Source organism: Peribacillus muralis (assembly GCF_001439925.1).
GTDB lineage: Bacteria > Bacillota > Bacilli > Bacillales > DSM-1321 > Peribacillus > Peribacillus muralis.
The window spans coordinates 45,178-62,136 of sequence record NZ_LMBV01000002.1 but is presented as its reverse complement, the minus strand read 5'-3'; the positions used below and the strand labels follow the sequence as shown (position 1 = coordinate 62,136).

The window sequence follows — 16,959 nt, the reverse complement described above, 5'->3', positions numbered from 1 at the left end:
CGTGGAATACGGGGATAATATTCCGGTTGCCTCCTTTTTGGAAGGTTTAGATTGCATTAAAACGAAGATATAACTCTCGTTGCCAAGTGCCGATTCTTCAAAAAATAAAAAAATGGTTTCGGAATGAGAGTTCCGAAACCATTTAGTCTACAAACTGAGCATTCCTGATACAGGAATAGCCTTACATCCTTTAATTATTGACAACTCTTGTTGACAGAAATGTCTTGATAGACAGCCCGCTCGCCGCCGATCAGTTTAGGGCGCGTTTTTGCCAAGGTCACGTGTGCATGCCCTATTTCCTTGATGGAAGATCGTACCGGTACGGCCACATGCTTTAGATGCATGCCAATGAAGGTATCGCCAATGTCTATGCCCGCTTCCGCTTTAATATGTTCAACGATAACGGCATCCTCCCATTGTTGAAAGGCGTAAGTTGCCATCGATCCACCTGCCGTTCTGACCGGTATGACCGATACTTCTTCATAATCTCTTCGCATAGCCGCTTCCCTTTGCAAAACCAAGGCCCTATTAAGATGCTCACAACATTGATAGGCGACGTGGACACCGGTTTTTTCTTGAAAATCCTTCACAACGGAAAATATCATCCCGGCAACATCAAGTGTGCCTTCAGTGCCGATCCGTTTCCCGATCACTTCACTTGTACTGCAGCCAATGACCAGTAGTTGTTTTTCTTTTAAAGCCGCCTCTTCTTGAAACTCATGCAAAAGTTCCCGTAACTGGTTTTCCCATCTCTCAAGCTCATTTGAAATTTTAGCTTCACTTGACATGAAAACGCATCCTTTCAATAAGAAAACTTGCTATCCGAAGAAAAGTTAATCTCTAAATTCCTTTTTAAAACTTACGCTTCAGCTATGTTTACCTTCATAGTCGGCAATCTTACCGATTCTATTTTGATGACGACCGCCTTCAAATTCCGAGGTCAGCCATGTTTGAGCGATTTCCCTGGCAAGGCCTGGTCCAATGACACGTTCACCCATCGCAAGCATATTGGTATCATTATGCTGACGGGTCAATTTAGCGCTATAGACATCATGCACCAAAGCACAGCGAATCCCTTTGACTTTATTCGCCGCAATGCTCATCCCAATTCCAGTACCACAGATCAAGATGCCCCTATCGAACTCACCCTTTGCCACTTTTTCAGCAACAGGCAAAGCATAATCCGGATAATCGACTGACGTACTGCATTCACAGCCAAAATCCTCAAACGGAATCTGTAACTCATTCATTAAATTCTTTATTTCTTCACGGATATGAATTCCACCATGATCCGAGGCAATCGCAACTTTCATCAAAATCCTCCTCTTGCTTTTTATTTGATTTCATTGTGTCACAAAATTATGAAAAGATAAAGGATGGCCACCGCCGCTTCCCGTAAAGAAGCAGGAAACCAGTTTCGGTCTCCCGCAGGGAAAATTCAAGTGTGAAAGCGTGTAATGGTACTTTTCAGCTTTTCCGCTTGGTTTTTGAGTTCCATCGCCAATTTTTCGACGTTTTCCATCACGTTTGTCGTAACCATAACTTCTACCGCTCCTGGAGCAATCAGCCACTTCCTAGGATTTCCTTGATGTTTCTTCTACACTTTCCATTTGACGGTCAACAAGGTCTGTAATATCTTTTAACTGCTGCAACAACATTATGTACCGTTTTTGTCATGCCTTCTATAGCTATACGTTTCCCCTATAAACCACTTACTCTTTAAGCTTTATGACTAATTTTTCAATTAAATCATGCAGCTCCTTGAACGTTTCCCGATAAATCCCTTCCGAACCACCAAATGGGTCGATTATGTCTTTATCATACTTATCGTCAAGAACGAATTCTTTTAAAGTAAAGGTCTTTTCGATCATAGAGGGGAATCCACTGTTGATGACCGCTTTATGGCCTTGGGTCATGGTGAAAATATGAGTCGCCCATTCCATTTCCTCTTCGGATAGAGGCTTTGACTGATGATTATGCACAATGTCATTTTCAACGAGAACATTTTTAGCGTACATGGAAGCCCCCTGCCCAGCTGAGGCGTACACGCCGGCCGACCTCACTTCCACACCCGGAATGTTCTTATCTCTTAAAATCGCTTCTGCCATCGGGCTCCTGCATGTGTTGCCGGTACATACGAATAATATTCGAGTCATTTTAAAGCCTCCCTTTTTATCCATTATAAGCCATCGTTCATTTTTTATAGTCTAAATAACTGCATACCCCTTATAAAATTTGATCTAAAGAAAAATAAAAACCGCCCCGGTATCGGAACAGTTGAGGAAGAATTAATATGAAGTTGGATTATTTAAAATGAGAACAATAATTTAATTCCGAACGCACAGAGGATGCTGCCTCCAAGAATTTCACTATAAACACCGAGCAACCCCTGCATTTTTCTTCCCAATAAAAGACCAGCCCACGTTAAAAGAGTGGCAGCAACCCCAAAGCACAGAACGGTCACAACGGTTTTTGCACCGTAAATCCCTAGCGTCAACCCTACCGAAAAGCTATCCAGGCTTACTCCTAAAGCAAAAATCAATAAGCCTTTGCCAACAGGAGCCAGCATCTTATTCGAACTTAAACCGGATTCATCCTTTTTGCCAGGAATAAACATTTGAATGCCAAGAATTATCAGCAAAAGACCACCGGCGTATGTAGCGAAGGTCCCGAATTTCTCTGAAATGAAACGACCTGCCCCCATACCAAGCAAGGGCATCCAAATATGAAACATGCCAACTATTAGCCCTATGGAAAATATTTGCCTCAACCTCAGCTTGAACATTCCCATTCCAAGGCCGACTGAAAAGGCATCCATTCCCAACGCGAATGCCATTAACAATAAGGTGATGATTTCTCCAGCAATTGTATTCATCCCAATCCTCCCTCGGACGTGCCTACTACATGTTATGCATGTCCGAAAAGAAATAGAAGGATAAAATCAGTGCTTATTCATACTTGTTCTTCGTCAATGATTTGGTGACCTGCAGCCTTCTCTAGCCGGTTCATGACTGCAGCACCTATACCTGATTCAGGAAAACTTTCACTAAAAATGATATCGACATCCAACTCATCAAACTGACGTAAAGCATCATATAACCCTGCGGCAACTGTGTGCAAATCAGCCAGCGAACCAGGTGCAACCACATAATCCGCCGCATATTCAGTTTCGTGCTCAAGAGCGGAAATGACGCCCACCTTTAGTCCATCCCTTCTTTTTTCATCCACAAGCCTTTGCAGGAAAGCTGGATGACCTTTGACTAAATATAGAGGAGCTTTCGGTGCATAATGAGTGTATTTCATACCCGGAGCCTTTGGCGCCGTATCCTGATTCTTCAAAGCGACATCCTGCTGCACATCCCCGATGACGGCCTTCAGTTGTTCCAGCGTCACTCCGCCAGGCCTTAAAATGACCGGAACCTCAACTGTGCAATCAAGGACCGTGGATTCTACGCCTACACCTGTAGCACCTCCATCGACTATGCCTGCAATCCGCCCAAATAAATCATCCTCAACATGTTTAGCCGAAGTAGGACTTGGTTTGCCTGAAGTATTTGCACTAGGAGCAGCAATAGGCAGATCACTCGCGCGAATAATGCCAAGGGCAACCTGATGATCGGGCATCCTGACGGCAACCGTGTCCAATCCAGCTGTAACAATGTTGGATAGCTTGCCAGGTTTACGTTTCATGATCAACGTCAAAGGTCCTGGCCAAAATTCAGCCATTAGCCTCCGTGCCTGTTCGGAAATGTCTTCAACGATTTCGACAAGCTGGTCTTCAGAGGCTATATGAACAATCAAAGGATTGTCACTTGGACGTCCCTTCGCTTCAAACACTTTTTTGACAGCTTCGTCACTTTTGGCATTCGCTCCAAGTCCATAAACGGTCTCAGTAGGAAAAGCAACCACTTGGTCAGCCTTTAACAATTCAGCTGATTCTGTAATCTGGGGATAACTTTGTAAATTATCCACATTTTTATCCACTACCCAAACTTTCGTATTCATTTTAAACACCAACACCTTTTACCATTTCTTTTTTTTGCTAATTGCCTTTATATTAACGATATTTTCATTAAATCGCATGGATTCTACTTAAAAGTACTTTGAAAGTATAAAAGAAGTATACACAGAATTCAAGCGTTATCCACAAATTGTGGATAAACTGTTCGAAACGGTGGATAAGTTTGTGGATATTGATGATTAATGACAGACTTTTTTGATTTTTTGTTAATAACCCTGTGGATATGTGGTATAAAAACTATATTCGCCAAAAAATGAGGACAATTGTCCTCATTTTAAAATAAATCATTGAATATTTCTGCAAATAAGGACTTCACTTCCACCTCAGGCTCCTTTTCCCCTTCATACAATTGCTGTTCACCGGCTACGGCAAGTCCTTCTGCATTTTCTTCAACCGCCACGTCCTCCTTCGCTTTCCCATCTGATTCTGTACCCTCTTCCTTCACTGTATCTTCCTGGGCTGCCGGTTTTGCCAATTCCTCTACGCCTTCTTCCTTAACCTGTTCCTCATGCGCTTTTTCTTCTGATTCCACAACCTCTTCCTTAACCGCATCAACATGTGCTGCTGGTTTTTCCGTTGCCGCTGCTACTTCCGCTTTTACCTGTTCGTCTGGAGACTTATTCTCCTTCGTTGCAGCATACGCCTTTCCTGCAGAGCCGGACTGCCCTTCCCCTTCATCCTCGGTTATCGGACTTTGGCTCACTGCCGTCCCATTCGAAAAATCCAGGAAGCACAATGGAGGAAACAACACACACCACCAGTTGGCCCCTTCCCCTTCACCTAGCGTGATAATAACGGCTTCATATTCCCCTGCCGGATATAAATATTGTCCATAAAGTTTTGTCGGAAATTCCGCTTGTCCAAAATCGACCTTTACTGACTGTTCCAAACCATTTTCCTTTATGACCGCCTCCGCCGTGGCTTGAATATCAGGCAGATGAGAAGTGATTACATCCCTGGCATCATCCAAGGAAGTAAGCTCCTGGACCCAATTCGTGATATCCTTATTAACTTCATCCCTGATCAACCTCTTAACCGCTTGATCCTTTTCTTCATCGCTATTTGCAAGGATCCGCAAACGGATTGCCTCATCCGGGATCACCTTCGTTTCCTCGGCACCTGCCACTTCCGCTTTTGGCATATATATACTTACAATCGTTCCTATCGTTAAGATTAATAGATAAATAATGGCTAAATGTTTAGTTTTCATCGCCTTCGCCCCCTCACATGAATCAGTCTCACCATTTTCCGGCTATCTTAAACTAGTAAAATGAAAATAAATGATAAGCAGATAGATTCCATATGCAAGCCATACAAAAAATCCGCCCCAAGGAGGGACGGATCATTGTAATGCAGCAAAAACCATTCGATCTTTTCCATTAATGTCATTTTCAACGGATACCTTAGCTGCAGGAAACGTCCGCAGCAGCATGTCGGCAACCGCCCGCCCCTGCCCAGTCCCCACCTCGAAGCCGATCAGCCCTGGCAAATTCATGACCCGCGGCAGCTGTTCCATAAAACGACGGTAAAAGTCCAGACCATCGCTGCCAGCAAATAAGGCACGATGAGGCTCATGACCCGTTACCACAACAGACATCGATTTTTGGTCATCAATCGGGATGTATGGGGGATTCGATAAAAGGATGTCCACCTTTTCGTTCTGTTCAATGAACGGCAAAAGCAAATCACCTTGCCTAAACTGCACCTCGGCACCAAGCGCTTTGGCATTCCCCCTCGCCACCTCAAGGGAAGGTTCCGCTATATCCGTGGCCGATACGAGCAAGTTTGTTTCTTCAAGCTTCATCGTAATGGCGATTGCACCGCTGCCTGTACCAATATCAGCTAGACGGAGCTTCTGGTCCTTCTTAAAAATGGCCGGCAGCTTACGGAGTGTATAATAAATCAATTCCTCCGTTTCAGGTCTCGGTATCAGCACTTCCTCATTCACATAAAAGGTCCGTCCGTAAAATTCCTCACTGCCGATTATATACTGGATCGGCGTCCCCTCGGCATGTAGCTCCACTGCCGCCTTAAAACGTCCAAAATCAGCTTCACTAAGCTCGTCATGCAGGTTCGCCAACAGCATGGATCGGGTTTGGTTCAAGAAATGCTGTAACAGGATTTCACCGGCATTGGCATCACGATCATTCTCCTTTAAAAAAGAAGAAGCCCATTTAAGGGCTTCAAACACTTTCAGTGCAGAATCAGTCATCTGCATTTTCCAGCCTTGAAGATTGGTCTTCCATGATCAAAGCATCAATGACCTCATCAAGCTTACCTTCCATGATCTGATCCAGCTTTTGGATCGTTAAACCAATTCGGTGATCCGTAACGCGGTTTTGCGGGAAGTTATACGTCCGAATCCGTTCCGAACGATCACCCGTTCCAACAGCAAGCTTCCTGTTTTGATCATATTCCGCCTGCACTTCACGATGGATTTTATCGTACACCCTCGCCCGCAATACTTTCATCGCTTTTTCTTTGTTCTTGATCTGTGATTTCTCATCTTGACAAGAAACAACCGTATTCGTAGGAATATGAGTCAATCGCACCGCAGACATGGTCGTATTGACACTTTGCCCTCCAGGACCGCTTGATGCAAACGTATCGACCCGAACGTCCTTATCATGGATTTCGACTTCCACTTCCTCCGCTTCCGGTAAAACGGCGACTGTGGCCGTAGAGGTGTGGATCCGTCCACCTGACTCGGTTTCAGGCACCCGCTGTACGCGGTGGGCCCCATTTTCGAATTTCAATTTGGAATACGCGCCATTTCCGTTAATCATGAATATGATTTCCTTGTAGCCCCCAAGTCCGGTTGGACTCGCTTCAATGACTTCTGTCCGCCAGCCCTGAACCTCGGCAAAACGGCTATACATCCGGTATAGGCTACCCGCAAACAAAGCCGCCTCATCCCCGCCTGCCGCGCCGCGAATCTCCATGATTACGTTTTTATCATCGTTGGGGTCTTTTGGAATCAGCAATATCTTCAGCTTATCTTCAAGGCCTTTTATCATCTCTTCAAGCTCGTTGACTTCCTCTTTTACCATATCACGCATATCCGCATCAAGTTTGTCATCGAGCATCGCCTTCGCTTCCTGGAGTTGCTCACGAACCGTTTTATATTCCTTATAAGTCGATGCGGTTTCTTGAATGCCGGACTGCTCCTTCGAGTATTCCCTTAGTTTCTTGGAGTCATTGATGATTTCCGGGTCACTTAATAGTTCATTTAATCTTTCATATCTATCTTCTACTGCTTGCAATCGATCAAACAAATTATTCACCTCATAAATTTTCCACTTCATCCGCTTAATATGAATCGGAAGTAATCCATCTTTTTTAACTATAAATAAGTAGTTCAGTGCCCCAAATCAGTTCACTTCTAGGTTAATTATAGTATAGGTGAATAATCAACGTCAAAGAGGATTAAAGAATGTGGTCAATTCTTTAATTTAACATCTATGTTATATTGAGGCACGACTCCGGTAATCAGGTCTTCCAGTCGCTTCTTTTCATCATTTCTTTCAGCCTCGGACTTGATCTTCCCCTTATCATGGACCGTAACATGAATGGTTTTGCCGTTAATCCAAACCGACCCTGCCTCATAATTCGTTTTGGACTTAACAGCTTCCCGGATAACAGCTATCTCCTGCCCCATGGATGGAGAATTGTTGGAAGTATGATTTTGTGTATTGAGCAATTGATCGGAAGGACGTTCCGCTTCATTCTCCCATTCCTTATTGGACACACGCTTTAAACCGCTGCCGACAAAATCCTTGCCATCACGGCTTTGATCGCCATATTCCGAATCATTATTTATCGCATTGTCATTTTGACCGCATGCTGTCAGTGCAGTAAGCAAAAAAGCCGTCATCATCATCATCTTGAATTTCATATTTTCACCCTCCATTTTAATTGAACAACAAGAACATTTCCTCGTTATCCTTCCCAAAATGGGGCAGTAAATAATCTTTTATTCCCTTCCATGTATTGGTCAGGCCCACTTTAAGCATCCCAATAAAAAAAGGCCCTATAATCTCTGGGATCACAGGCACCTTCGTTTCAAATATGTTCTTTAATCCCAGCCATCTGCTTACCTGGAACTTCATGATGATGACGGCAACGTGGCTCGTATGATTCAGATGCACCCACAAGGATGATCGGCTCGTCATAGGAGGCAGGTTTGCCATCAATCAAACGCTGTGTCCTGCTTGCAGGTGATCCGCACACTTCACACACAGCCTGTAGCTTAGTCACTGATTCAGCTACCGATAATAGAACAGGCATAGGACCGAATGGTTCACCTCTGAAATCCTGATCGAGTCCAGCCATAATCACTCGATAACCGCTGTCCGCAAGATGCTGGGCAACCCCGATAATTTCATGATCAAAAAATTGCACTTCATCTATTGCAATGATATCCAGCGGCTTATCCAAGAACTTAAAGATATCCGTTGAATGGGCAATCGGTTTTGCCATCACAGAAGATCCATTATGTGATACAACAGCCTCTTCCGCATAGCGATTATCTATAGCTGGTTTAAATACAGCGATTTGCTCTTTCGCAAATTGAGCACGGCTGACTCGTTTAATCAATTCCTCAGATTTTCCTGAAAACATGCTTCCGCAAATAAGCTCGATCCAGCCTGTTTGTTTCATTACATACATGGAAACAGCTACTCCCTTCCACCTGTCGATCCATTGGCCATAATTGAAGTGGACCCGGCTTTATATAAATTGTTACTTGTTTACAGAAAAGAAAAAACAGGCAAGAAAAATACTTGCCTGTTTTTTAAAAAGTCCGGCTTATTTAATACCGTATTTTTTGTTGAAACGATCAACACGTCCGCCAGCTTCAGCGAATTTTTGACGACCAGTATAGAATGGGTGGCACTCTGAACAAGTCTCAACTTTGATCTCTTCTTTAACTGAACCAGTTTCAAAAGTGTTTCCGCATGAGCAAGATACTTTTGAAAGCTTATAATTTGGATGAATTCCAGTTTTCATTCTTTTCAGCTCCTTCTGCCCTGAATCATTCGAAACAGAGTTATATACTTCAAGGTGAGTGAAAAAACACCCTCACATTTATTGTAAAAACACATGAACTCATTATAGCAACTTAAGAGTAGTTGTGCAACATTTTGTTTCTTTCTCTGTTTTACGAACGTTTAACGCTCGCTGGTCCCTTTTTCATTTCGGACATTTCATCATCCAACTTGCTGAAAAATTCTTCATTGCCTTTTGTCTGCTTTAGACGGCGAAGGAATTTCTCTGAGAAATCAGGAGAATCTGACATCGTTTTCCTGATTGCCCACAGTTTATCAAGGCGGTCTTTCGGAATCAACAACTCTTCTTTACGCGTGCCTGACCGACGGATATCGATTGCCGGGAAGATACGTCTTTCGGCAAGGGCGCGATCTAAATGTAGCTCCATATTACCTGTGCCTTTGAATTCTTCATAAATGACATCGTCCATTCTTGAACCTGTATCCACCAATGCCGTAGCAAGGATCGTCAAGCTGCCGCCTTCCTCGATATTCCTCGCCGCACCGAAAAAGCGTTTTGGGCGATGGAATGCAGCAGGGTCGATACCACCTGATAACGTCCGTCCGCTCGGCGGGATGACAAGGTTGTAAGCCCGGGCCAGACGGGTGATGCTGTCCATTAGGATAATGACATCCCGTTTATGCTCGACGAGGCGCATCGCTCGTTCCAATACTAGCTCCGCAACCTTGATATGGTTTTCCGGCACTTCATCAAACGTTGAACTTACCACGTCACCAGCAACGGAACGTTCAATGTCCGTCACTTCCTCCGGGCGTTCATCGATCAGAAGGACAATCAACTCCGATTCAGGATGATTCGTGGTTATCGCGTTGGCAATTTCTTTGATGAGCATCGTTTTACCGGCTTTTGGCGGTGCAACGATCAATCCACGCTGACCAAAACCGACCGGTGCGAGAACATCCATGATTCTAGTCGATAAGTTCTTCGGCGTAGTCTCAAGCTTGATTTGCCTGTTTGGATACAACGGTGTCAAGCCTGGGAAATGCACACGTTCTTTCGCTGACTCTGGGTTATCGCCATTGACAGCCTCGACATGCAGCAAGCCATAATAGCGCTCATTTTCCTTAGGCGGCCTTACCTTACCGGAAACCTTATCTCCATTGCGCAAATCGAATCTCCGGATTTGGGAAGCGGAAATATAAATATCCTCCGAGCTTGGAGAATAATTGATTGGCCGCAAGAAACCGAACCCCTCGGAAGGGATGATCTCCAGAACGCCCTCCATGAACAGAAGGCCATCCTGTTCGGCTTGCGCTTTCAAAATAGCGAAAATAAGTTCCTTTTTTGAAAGTTTGCTGTAATAGGAAACTTTATATTCACGAGCGTGCTCATAGAGATCCTTTAGTTTCATGTTTTCTAAATTAGAAATAGTTAAATTCATTATGACACCACACTTTTATTAATTAAACGTTTTCACCCATACAAAAAAAAGAAATGGTTTGTTAGATGGAAGAAAAACCACAATCCATGTACCCGACCAGAGTTTTCTTAGAAAGGATGATACATTTTTACATGCAAAGAAGAAAATAATTTGAAGGCTTCTTGAAGTTTGGAGTGAAAGGGCAGATTTTATATATAGTAAACAATTGATAGTAGACCAAGCTTTATTTTACTTTTTTTATTTTAATTATTCAACTTAAATTTTTTTAAAGAGAAAGCGAGCGCTATAATCGCTCGCTTTCCCTCGTTGGTTTTTCCGGAAAAACCTTCTCAGTCAATCAAACCATTCGGTTTGATTTTCAGACTATGACGTCCATCAATGAAACGAACGGTTCCGGATTTAGCGCGCATGACTACGGATTGCGTCTCGCCATAATGCCCTTTGAATTGAACACCACGTAAAAGTTCGCCATCCGTCACACCTGTTGCAGCAAAAATGGCGTCATCTCCGCGAACGAGGTCTTCCATTCTAAGGACCCTTCCTACATTAAGGCCCATTTTTCCACAGCGCTCCACTTCTTCATCATTTTGTGGAATAAGCTTGCCTTGGATTTCCCCGCCCAGGCATTTCAAAGCAACGGCTGCAATGACACCCTCGGGAGCCCCGCCTGATCCGAATAAGATGTCAACACCAGTAGAATCGAAGGCCGTATTGATGGCACCCGCTACATCTCCATCGTTGATCAATTTGATCCGTGCCCCAGCCTCACGAAGTTCGTGAATGATCTTCGAATGACGATCGCGGTTCAATACTGTTGCCACTACATCTTGAATATCTTTATTCTTTGCCTTCGCCACCGCTTTAAGGTTGTCCAAGACAGAAGCATTGATATCAATCAGGCCAACAGCCTCAGGACCAACTGCTATCTTATCCATATACATATCAGGGGCATGTAGCAGGTTTCCCTTGTCTGCTATCGCCAATACGGCTAAAGCATTCCAGCCACCTGACGCAACGATGTTCGTGCCTTCTAAAGGATCGACCGCAACATCCACTAGCGGTCCGAAACCGGTACCAAGTTTTTCACCAATATAGAGCATCGGCGCTTCATCCATTTCACCTTCACCGATTACAACCGTCCCTTGCATGGGAATTGTATTGAACACGTCGCGCATGGCGGTTGTTGCTGCATCATCGGCTTCGTCTTTCTTTCCTCTTCCCATCCAACGCGCAGAATTCAAGGCCGCCGCTTCCGTTACACGAACAAGCTCCATCGACAAACTTCTTTCCATTTCCCGTTCCCCCTCAAGTACACTAACATGTTTTATTTATAAATTAGTATAACACATTATATCATATATAGTAACATATTGAGGTAACAAGAAAAGGGATCAGCTTTTAAGCTGCTCCACCTCTTCTTGCGTCATTTCTTCCCGCCAAATCGTTGCCCCTAGTCCTGAAAGCTTCTCCACTAAATGGCTATATCCACGATCGATATGTTCAAGGCCCGTCACCTCAGTGATTCCTTCGGCCATCAATCCGGCAATCACCAGGGCTGCTCCGGCACGTAGATCGCTCGCCTTCACTTTTGCACCATGAAGTTGGACAGGACCATCGATGATGCCCGCCCTGCCCTCGACCTTGATCTTGGCATTCATGCGCCGCAATTCATCAATATGCTTGAAGCGTGCCCCGTATATCGTATCGGTCACCATGCTGGAGCCGCTTGCTTTTGTCAAGAGCGACGTGAAGGGCTGCTGAAGGTCTGTTGGAAACCCAGGATATACGAGCGTCTTGATATCCACGGATTTATATTTTTCTCCTGGTGAGACGAATATCTGATCATCGCCAGCTTCAATGTTTATGCCCATTTCCCTCATCTTTGAAGTCAACGACTCCAGATGTTGGGGAATGACATTATCGATCAAGATCCCTTCACCGACAGCAGCTGCCAAGATCATGAACGTCCCCGCTTCAATTCGGTCTGGTATAATGGTATGCCTGCATCCATGCAAGCTATCGACACCGTCAATACGGATGATATCCGTTCCCGCACCTTTGATTTTCGCGCCCATATTGGTCAACAATGTGGCCACATCAATGATTTCAGGTTCTTTGGCAGCGTTCTCAATTACGGTACGGCCTTTAGCCAACACGGCCGCAAGCATGATATTGATCGTTGCGCCGACGCTAACGACATCCAAATATATGCGTGCTCCCCGCAACTCGTCGGCCCTAAGGTAAATGGCTCCCTGTTCATTGGTCACTTGTGCACCAAGTGCTTCAAACCCTTTAATATGCTGATCGATAGGGCGAGGACCTAAATGGCAGCCCCCAGGCAATCCAATCACTGCCTTTTTGAATTTACCAAGCATGGCCCCCATTAAATAATAGGAGGCGCGTAACTTCTTCACTCTTCCGTTGGGAAGTGGCATCGAAATCATCCTGCTGGGATCGACTGTCATTTCCCCATCATCAAAGGAAACCTCACCGCCAATTTCCTCCATTAACTCCTTTAGCATCTGTACATCCGAAATATCAGGCAAGCCTTCGATCGTTACAGGAGAGTCCGCTAATATCGTTGCAGGTATAAGGGCGACCGCACTATTTTTCGCTCCGCTGACTCGAATGCTCCCCTTTAAAGGATAACCACCAGCAATTTTAAGTTTTTCCATAATATACTCCCTTCCACGCTAAGCACTTAGAAGCTACATTAAAAAAGTAATATTTTTCCACAAGGAAATTGCATAATCCGACAACATTTACTATCTAGTTTCTTAGTTTACACAAAAGTAGAAATTTCATGTAAAAAAAAGAAAAAAATTTCTAATTTATGTTAATTTTATTTTACCAGTGCAATCTATAGCGACTTAGCGGCAAGGCTTTATGCTTCCGTACGAGAATTCCAATCCTTCAAGAAAGCTTCAATTCCTTTGTCAGTCAATGGATGGTGGAATAATTGCATCAATACCTTATAAGGAATCGTTGCGATATGTGCCCCTTTAAGGGCAGCATCCGTAATATGCATCGGATGGCGGATGGAAGCTGCAATGATCTCCGCCTTTATATCATGAATCGCAAATATGTCAGCAATATCCGAAATCAAATGCAAGCCATTTTGACCGATATCATCCAAACGCCCTAAAAATGGCGATACATAAGTTGCTCCTGCCCGGGCAGCCAATAATGCTTGGTTGGCACTGAAAATAAGGGTCACATTAGTTTTGACACCTTGTTTTGTCAGAGCAGCTACAGCCTTCAAACCATCTGGGGTCATTGGCACCTTAATCGTGATGTTAGGAGCAATCGCAACGAGTTCCTTCGCTTCTGCCATCATTCCTTCAAAATCAAGCGCAATGACTTCTGCAGAAACGGATTCCTTGACTAGGCTAGTGATTTCTTTTAAACGATCATGGAAGGAAACGCCCTTTTCTCTTGCAACGAGGGATGGGTTAGTCGTAACTCCTGCTAAAACGCCAAGTTCATGTGCTTGTTTGATTTCTTCCATATTTGCTGTATCTATAAAGAATTTCATAACAATGGCCTCCATATGTAATCGTTTTTTTCTTTCTCTATTACCCCTTGAATTCTAATTGTTCAAAAAATAGAATCCACATTTACCCTTAATCTAAAAGAAACCATTGGAGGGAAATTCCCACCAATGGAGTTTTTGCTTTCATCAGCCTGCTTTTAAGGGGTGGAGCCCCACTGCTGATAGAATATTATGCTTTACCGTTTGAACCAAATTCACGGATTTTCCCGATGACCGTTTCTTTAATCGCTTCGCGGCCAGGAACCAAGAATTTACGTGGATCGTATACTTCGGAATCCGTATTCAAAATTTCACGGACCGCTTTCGTGAATACAATTTGATTTTCAGTATTCACGTTGATTTTTGATGTTCCAAGCGAAATCGCTTTTTGGATATCTTTCGTCGGGATGCCTGTCCCACCATGAAGAACCAGTGGCTTGTTCGTTAAATCACGTACTTCTTCCATTTCTTTATAACCAAGATCCGGTTCACCTTTATATGGTCCATGAACTGATCCCAATGCTGGTGCGAAGCAATCAACATTCGTTTCTTTAACTAATTGCTCACATTCCTGAGGGTCTGCATATACGACGCCATCAGCAATTACATCATCTTCTTGTCCACCAACAGTACCCACTTCCGCTTCAACGGATACATTACGGGCATGGGCAAATTCAACAACCTTTTTCGTCGTTTCGATATTTTCTTCGATTGGATGATGAGAGGCATCAATCATAACTGAAGTGAATCCAGCCTCGATCGCTTCTTTACATTTATCAAAACTTGAACCATGGTCAAGATGAATGGCCACAGGAACAGTAATTTTCATGTCTTCCAACAATCCCTGAACCATCATGACAGTCGTTTTGAAACCACCCATATGACGGGCAGCCCCTTCAGAAACACCAAGGATGACCGGGGAATTTTCTTGTTCCGCAGCAGCTAGAATAGCTTGAGTCCACTCTAGATTATTGATGTTGAATTGTCCTACTGCATACTTTTCATCAAGAGCTTTGTTCAGCATATCTTTCATAGAAACTAAAGGCATTTGATTTCCTCCTACTAGTGGGTGTAATTATTTTAAAGCTATTTCTTTCTAGATATTCCCTAAAACCAATGTAGCATACGCTTATCGATCAGAATATCTCTCCTCTTGTAGCATATCAATACATCAAAAAAACAGCAACAAATACACTATTTCAAGCCAAAAATTTCTTCCAAAAAAACGCGGCACATCTGAAAAAAAGATAGCCGCGGCAATATATGGCCAATAGTGTTAACATTCAAGACCGTTAGCTTGACTGAATCGGTAAGTATTCACGGACCGCTTTTCTAATATCATCGATATCGAAGGGTTTTGCAAAGTGGGTCATTGCCCCTAAATCTTTTGCTTCCTGAATCATATCAAGTTCGCCATAAGCGGTCATGATTATGACCCGGATATCGGGATCGACCATTTTCATCCGTTTCAATATCTCAATGCCATCCATTCCAGGAATCTTCATATCAAGCAATACAAGATCCGGTGAATGATTATTCAGGACCTCCAGGGCTTGAATTCCATTTGCGGCTTGAAATGTATCATACCCTTCTTTATGTAAAACCTCGTTCAATAAAATTCGGATCCCGAATTGATCATCAACTATCAATATCTTCCCTGACATTTTATCACCTCTCCTCTTCCCGATTTATAAATGTATCATTCTAATCACCCATATAACCTTATCTGGGGAGTTTCATAGATTGCGTCAAATTTCTTGCGGTCCAATGCATATTTCACATTTTCACAAACTTGATTTCTATGAGTTTCATATTCGATAATTGTAACAAAATTCCTGCCCCAAGGCTAAAAGGAATTTTTATTTTTTTGGTTTTTTTGACCGATTTAGTAAAATGAACCATTGTTATCAAATATCCTGAAGCCTGTCCATGCAACGAAAAGTCCTTTATAATAAAGGGACTATTTTTAAAAAAGGAGTCCGTGATCATGTTAAAAATTTTCTCGACACAACTAAGCGGTTTATTTAATAAAATGATGGACAAAGAAGCCTTTGAAATGGAGGATGCCGGACGCTTGCTGGCTCAGGCCGCGGTTGGAGATGGCGCCATTTTCATACAAGGTTTTGGTGAAATGCAGGGCATCACAGCCGAGGCCATGGACGGCGCAGAGCCCTTTCCGAAAGCAAAAAGATACGAACACGGCCAAACTATAGCAAGAGAAGATCGATTCCTTATTTTCACTAGGCATTCAAATGATAAAGAAGCATTAAAGCTTGCAAAAGCACTTAGGGAAAAGGATATACCTTTTGTCGCCATTTCAACCTCCGTACCATCTAATGAGGACTCTCTCATGGAGCTGGCTGACGTACATATCGACTTAAGGATCAACCGGGGCTTGATTCCAGATGAAACCGGAAACCGCTTCGGCTATCCCACTCTCATTGCCGCTCTTTTTGCCTATTATGGCATTAAATTCACCCTTGAGGAAATTATACAAGAATATCAAAATGAAGAAGATTAACCTCAAAAAAGGCATCGGAATGACCACATCCCGATGCCTTTTTGATTTACATTAAAACTGAAGCAATCAATATCCGATATGGGAAAGCCAAGGCCTATAGAAGAGAGGAATATTCATCGTACAAATCAGCAAAACTGGAGGTAACGGCGATTTTGTCTTCGTTTTCACTCTGAGTGAATTAGGCGCGAATCATGCAAGAAATGCGCTTCTACGTGAGTCACCGCAGGCAATGAAAGCCGAGGGCTCCCCGACCGGCTCTGGAAAGGGAACACCTGCAGTGCAATGAAACGGTCTAAGGTACAGTTACTCGCGAGATTGGGCTTTGCATCGAATTTAAGGCCGTTTCTCATAAACATTGCGTTTTTCACGCGCAATTGGGGCCGTTTCTTGTTAATTTCTTGCTTTTCTCTCGAGTTTGGCCGGGATCTCCGTAATAT

The 16,959-nt window shown here is 43.6% G+C and carries 18 protein-coding genes; 1 reads left to right on the top strand and 17 read right to left on the bottom strand.

What is annotated here, in order from left to right; genetic code table 11:
- Nucleotides 1-194: 194 nt before the first annotated feature.
- The 17 genes from ASU00_RS02685 to ASU00_RS02605 all read right to left on the bottom strand — a co-directional run bounded on the left by ASU00_RS02685 (nucleotide 195) and on the right by ASU00_RS02605 (nucleotide 15,665).
- Nucleotides 195-788 carry a TIGR01440 family protein gene (locus tag ASU00_RS02685; protein ID WP_057911904.1) on the bottom strand — a complete coding sequence of 198 codons (594 nt, stop codon included), beginning with the start codon at nucleotides 786-788 and terminating at the stop codon, nucleotides 195-197.
- Between the two features lie 78 nt (nucleotides 789-866).
- A complete protein-coding gene (gene rpiB / locus ASU00_RS02680; RefSeq protein ID WP_057911903.1) occupies nucleotides 867-1,313 on the bottom strand; it encodes a ribose 5-phosphate isomerase B in 447 nt (148 codons plus the stop codon).
- A gap of 399 nt (nucleotides 1,314-1,712) precedes the next feature.
- Nucleotides 1,713-2,156: a low molecular weight protein arginine phosphatase gene (locus tag ASU00_RS02675; RefSeq protein WP_057911902.1), complete on the bottom strand. Its 444-nt coding sequence runs from the start codon at nucleotides 2,154-2,156 to the stop codon at nucleotides 1,713-1,715.
- A gap of 152 nt (nucleotides 2,157-2,308) precedes the next feature.
- A complete protein-coding gene (locus tag ASU00_RS02670) occupies nucleotides 2,309-2,875 on the bottom strand; it encodes a manganese efflux pump MntP (RefSeq protein WP_057911901.1) in 567 nt (188 codons plus the stop codon).
- A 77-nt stretch (nucleotides 2,876-2,952) separates the two neighbouring features.
- A complete protein-coding gene (locus tag ASU00_RS02665) occupies nucleotides 2,953-4,005 on the bottom strand; it encodes an L-threonylcarbamoyladenylate synthase (protein ID WP_057911900.1) in 1,053 nt (350 codons plus the stop codon).
- A gap of 290 nt (nucleotides 4,006-4,295) precedes the next feature.
- Entirely contained in the window at nucleotides 4,296-5,231 is a 936-nt protein-coding gene (gene spoIIR / locus ASU00_RS02660; protein WP_082630121.1) for a stage II sporulation protein R, read from the bottom strand.
- Between the two features lie 132 nt (nucleotides 5,232-5,363).
- Nucleotides 5,364-6,233, bottom strand: a complete 870-nt coding sequence (gene prmC / locus ASU00_RS02655) for a peptide chain release factor N(5)-glutamine methyltransferase (protein WP_330219509.1) — start codon at nucleotides 6,231-6,233, stop codon at nucleotides 5,364-5,366.
- A complete protein-coding gene (prfA, locus tag ASU00_RS02650) occupies nucleotides 6,226-7,296 on the bottom strand; it encodes a peptide chain release factor 1 (protein WP_057911899.1) in 1,071 nt (356 codons plus the stop codon). The genes prmC and prfA overlap by 8 nt, the downstream gene beginning before the upstream one ends.
- A gap of 164 nt (nucleotides 7,297-7,460) precedes the next feature.
- On the bottom strand, nucleotides 7,461-7,916 hold the full coding sequence (locus tag ASU00_RS02645) for a hypothetical protein (protein ID WP_057911898.1): 456 nt from the start codon (nucleotides 7,914-7,916) through the stop codon (nucleotides 7,461-7,463).
- A 167-nt stretch (nucleotides 7,917-8,083) separates the two neighbouring features.
- The gene (locus ASU00_RS02640; RefSeq protein WP_057911897.1) at nucleotides 8,084-8,689 is read right to left on the bottom strand and encodes a thymidine kinase; all 606 of its coding nucleotides are present in this window, start codon (nucleotides 8,687-8,689) and stop codon (nucleotides 8,084-8,086) included.
- Between the two features lie 138 nt (nucleotides 8,690-8,827).
- Nucleotides 8,828-9,028 carry a 50S ribosomal protein L31 gene (gene rpmE, locus ASU00_RS02635; protein WP_053348458.1) on the bottom strand — a complete coding sequence of 67 codons (201 nt, stop codon included), beginning with the start codon at nucleotides 9,026-9,028 and terminating at the stop codon, nucleotides 8,828-8,830.
- A 151-nt stretch (nucleotides 9,029-9,179) separates the two neighbouring features.
- Complete coding sequence (gene rho, locus ASU00_RS02630) at nucleotides 9,180-10,469, bottom strand: transcription termination factor Rho (RefSeq protein ID WP_057911896.1); 1,290 nt, start codon at nucleotides 10,467-10,469, stop codon at nucleotides 9,180-9,182.
- 329 nt (nucleotides 10,470-10,798) lie between these two features.
- Nucleotides 10,799-11,761, bottom strand: a complete 963-nt coding sequence (gene glpX, locus ASU00_RS02625; protein ID WP_057911895.1) for a class II fructose-bisphosphatase — start codon at nucleotides 11,759-11,761, stop codon at nucleotides 10,799-10,801.
- A gap of 99 nt (nucleotides 11,762-11,860) precedes the next feature.
- Entirely contained in the window at nucleotides 11,861-13,144 is a 1,284-nt protein-coding gene (locus ASU00_RS02620) for a UDP-N-acetylglucosamine 1-carboxyvinyltransferase (protein WP_057911894.1), read from the bottom strand.
- 209 nt (nucleotides 13,145-13,353) lie between these two features.
- Nucleotides 13,354-14,004 carry a fructose-6-phosphate aldolase gene (fsa, locus tag ASU00_RS02615; protein WP_057911893.1) on the bottom strand — a complete coding sequence of 217 codons (651 nt, stop codon included), beginning with the start codon at nucleotides 14,002-14,004 and terminating at the stop codon, nucleotides 13,354-13,356.
- Between the two features lie 187 nt (nucleotides 14,005-14,191).
- Complete coding sequence (locus ASU00_RS02610) at nucleotides 14,192-15,049, bottom strand: class II fructose-bisphosphate aldolase (protein WP_057911892.1); 858 nt, start codon at nucleotides 15,047-15,049, stop codon at nucleotides 14,192-14,194.
- Between the two features lie 244 nt (nucleotides 15,050-15,293).
- A complete protein-coding gene (locus tag ASU00_RS02605) occupies nucleotides 15,294-15,665 on the bottom strand; it encodes a response regulator (protein WP_057911891.1) in 372 nt (123 codons plus the stop codon).
- A 323-nt stretch (nucleotides 15,666-15,988) separates the two neighbouring features.
- Between ASU00_RS02605 and ASU00_RS02595 the strand changes: the two genes are divergently transcribed.
- Nucleotides 15,989-16,522, top strand: coding sequence for a DUF2529 domain-containing protein (locus ASU00_RS02595; RefSeq protein WP_057911889.1), 534 nt, complete (start codon nucleotides 15,989-15,991; stop codon nucleotides 16,520-16,522).
- Nucleotides 16,523-16,959: the final 437 nt, after the last annotated feature.

Coding starts and splice junctions, on each gene's coding strand:
- ASU00_RS02685 (WP_057911904.1), bottom strand. CDS start 788: ATGTCAAGTGAAGCTAAAATTTCAAATGAGCTTGAGAGATGGGAAAAC.
- rpiB (WP_057911903.1), bottom strand. CDS start 1,313: ATGAAAGTTGCGATTGCCTCGGATCATGGTGGAATTCATATCCGTGAA.
- ASU00_RS02675 (WP_057911902.1), bottom strand. CDS start 2,156: ATGACTCGAATATTATTCGTATGTACCGGCAACACATGCAGGAGCCCG.
- ASU00_RS02670 (WP_057911901.1), bottom strand. CDS start 2,875: ATGAATACAATTGCTGGAGAAATCATCACCTTATTGTTAATGGCATTC.
- ASU00_RS02665 (WP_057911900.1), bottom strand. CDS start 4,005: ATGAATACGAAAGTTTGGGTAGTGGATAAAAATGTGGATAATTTACAA.
- spoIIR (WP_082630121.1), bottom strand. CDS start 5,231: ATGAAAACTAAACATTTAGCCATTATTTATCTATTAATCTTAACGATA.
- prmC (WP_330219509.1), bottom strand. CDS start 6,233: ATGACTGATTCTGCACTGAAAGTGTTTGAAGCCCTTAAATGGGCTTCT.
- ASU00_RS02645 (WP_057911898.1), bottom strand. CDS start 7,916: ATGAAATTCAAGATGATGATGATGACGGCTTTTTTGCTTACTGCACTG.
- ASU00_RS02640 (WP_057911897.1), bottom strand. CDS start 8,689: ATGTATGTAATGAAACAAACAGGCTGGATCGAGCTTATTTGCGGAAGC.
- rpmE (WP_053348458.1), bottom strand. CDS start 9,028: ATGAAAACTGGAATTCATCCAAATTATAAGCTTTCAAAAGTATCTTGC.
- rho (WP_057911896.1), bottom strand. CDS start 10,469: ATGAATTTAACTATTTCTAATTTAGAAAACATGAAACTAAAGGATCTC.
- glpX (WP_057911895.1), bottom strand. CDS start 11,761: ATGGAAAGAAGTTTGTCGATGGAGCTTGTTCGTGTAACGGAAGCGGCG.
- ASU00_RS02620 (WP_057911894.1), bottom strand. CDS start 13,144: ATGGAAAAACTTAAAATTGCTGGTGGTTATCCTTTAAAGGGGAGCATT.
- fsa (WP_057911893.1), bottom strand. CDS start 14,004: ATGAAATTCTTTATAGATACAGCAAATATGGAAGAAATCAAACAAGCA.
- ASU00_RS02610 (WP_057911892.1), bottom strand. CDS start 15,049: ATGCCTTTAGTTTCTATGAAAGATATGCTGAACAAAGCTCTTGATGAA.
- ASU00_RS02605 (WP_057911891.1), bottom strand. CDS start 15,665: ATGTCAGGGAAGATATTGATAGTTGATGATCAATTCGGGATCCGAATT.
- ASU00_RS02595 (WP_057911889.1), top strand. CDS start 15,989: ATGTTAAAAATTTTCTCGACACAACTAAGCGGTTTATTTAATAAAATG.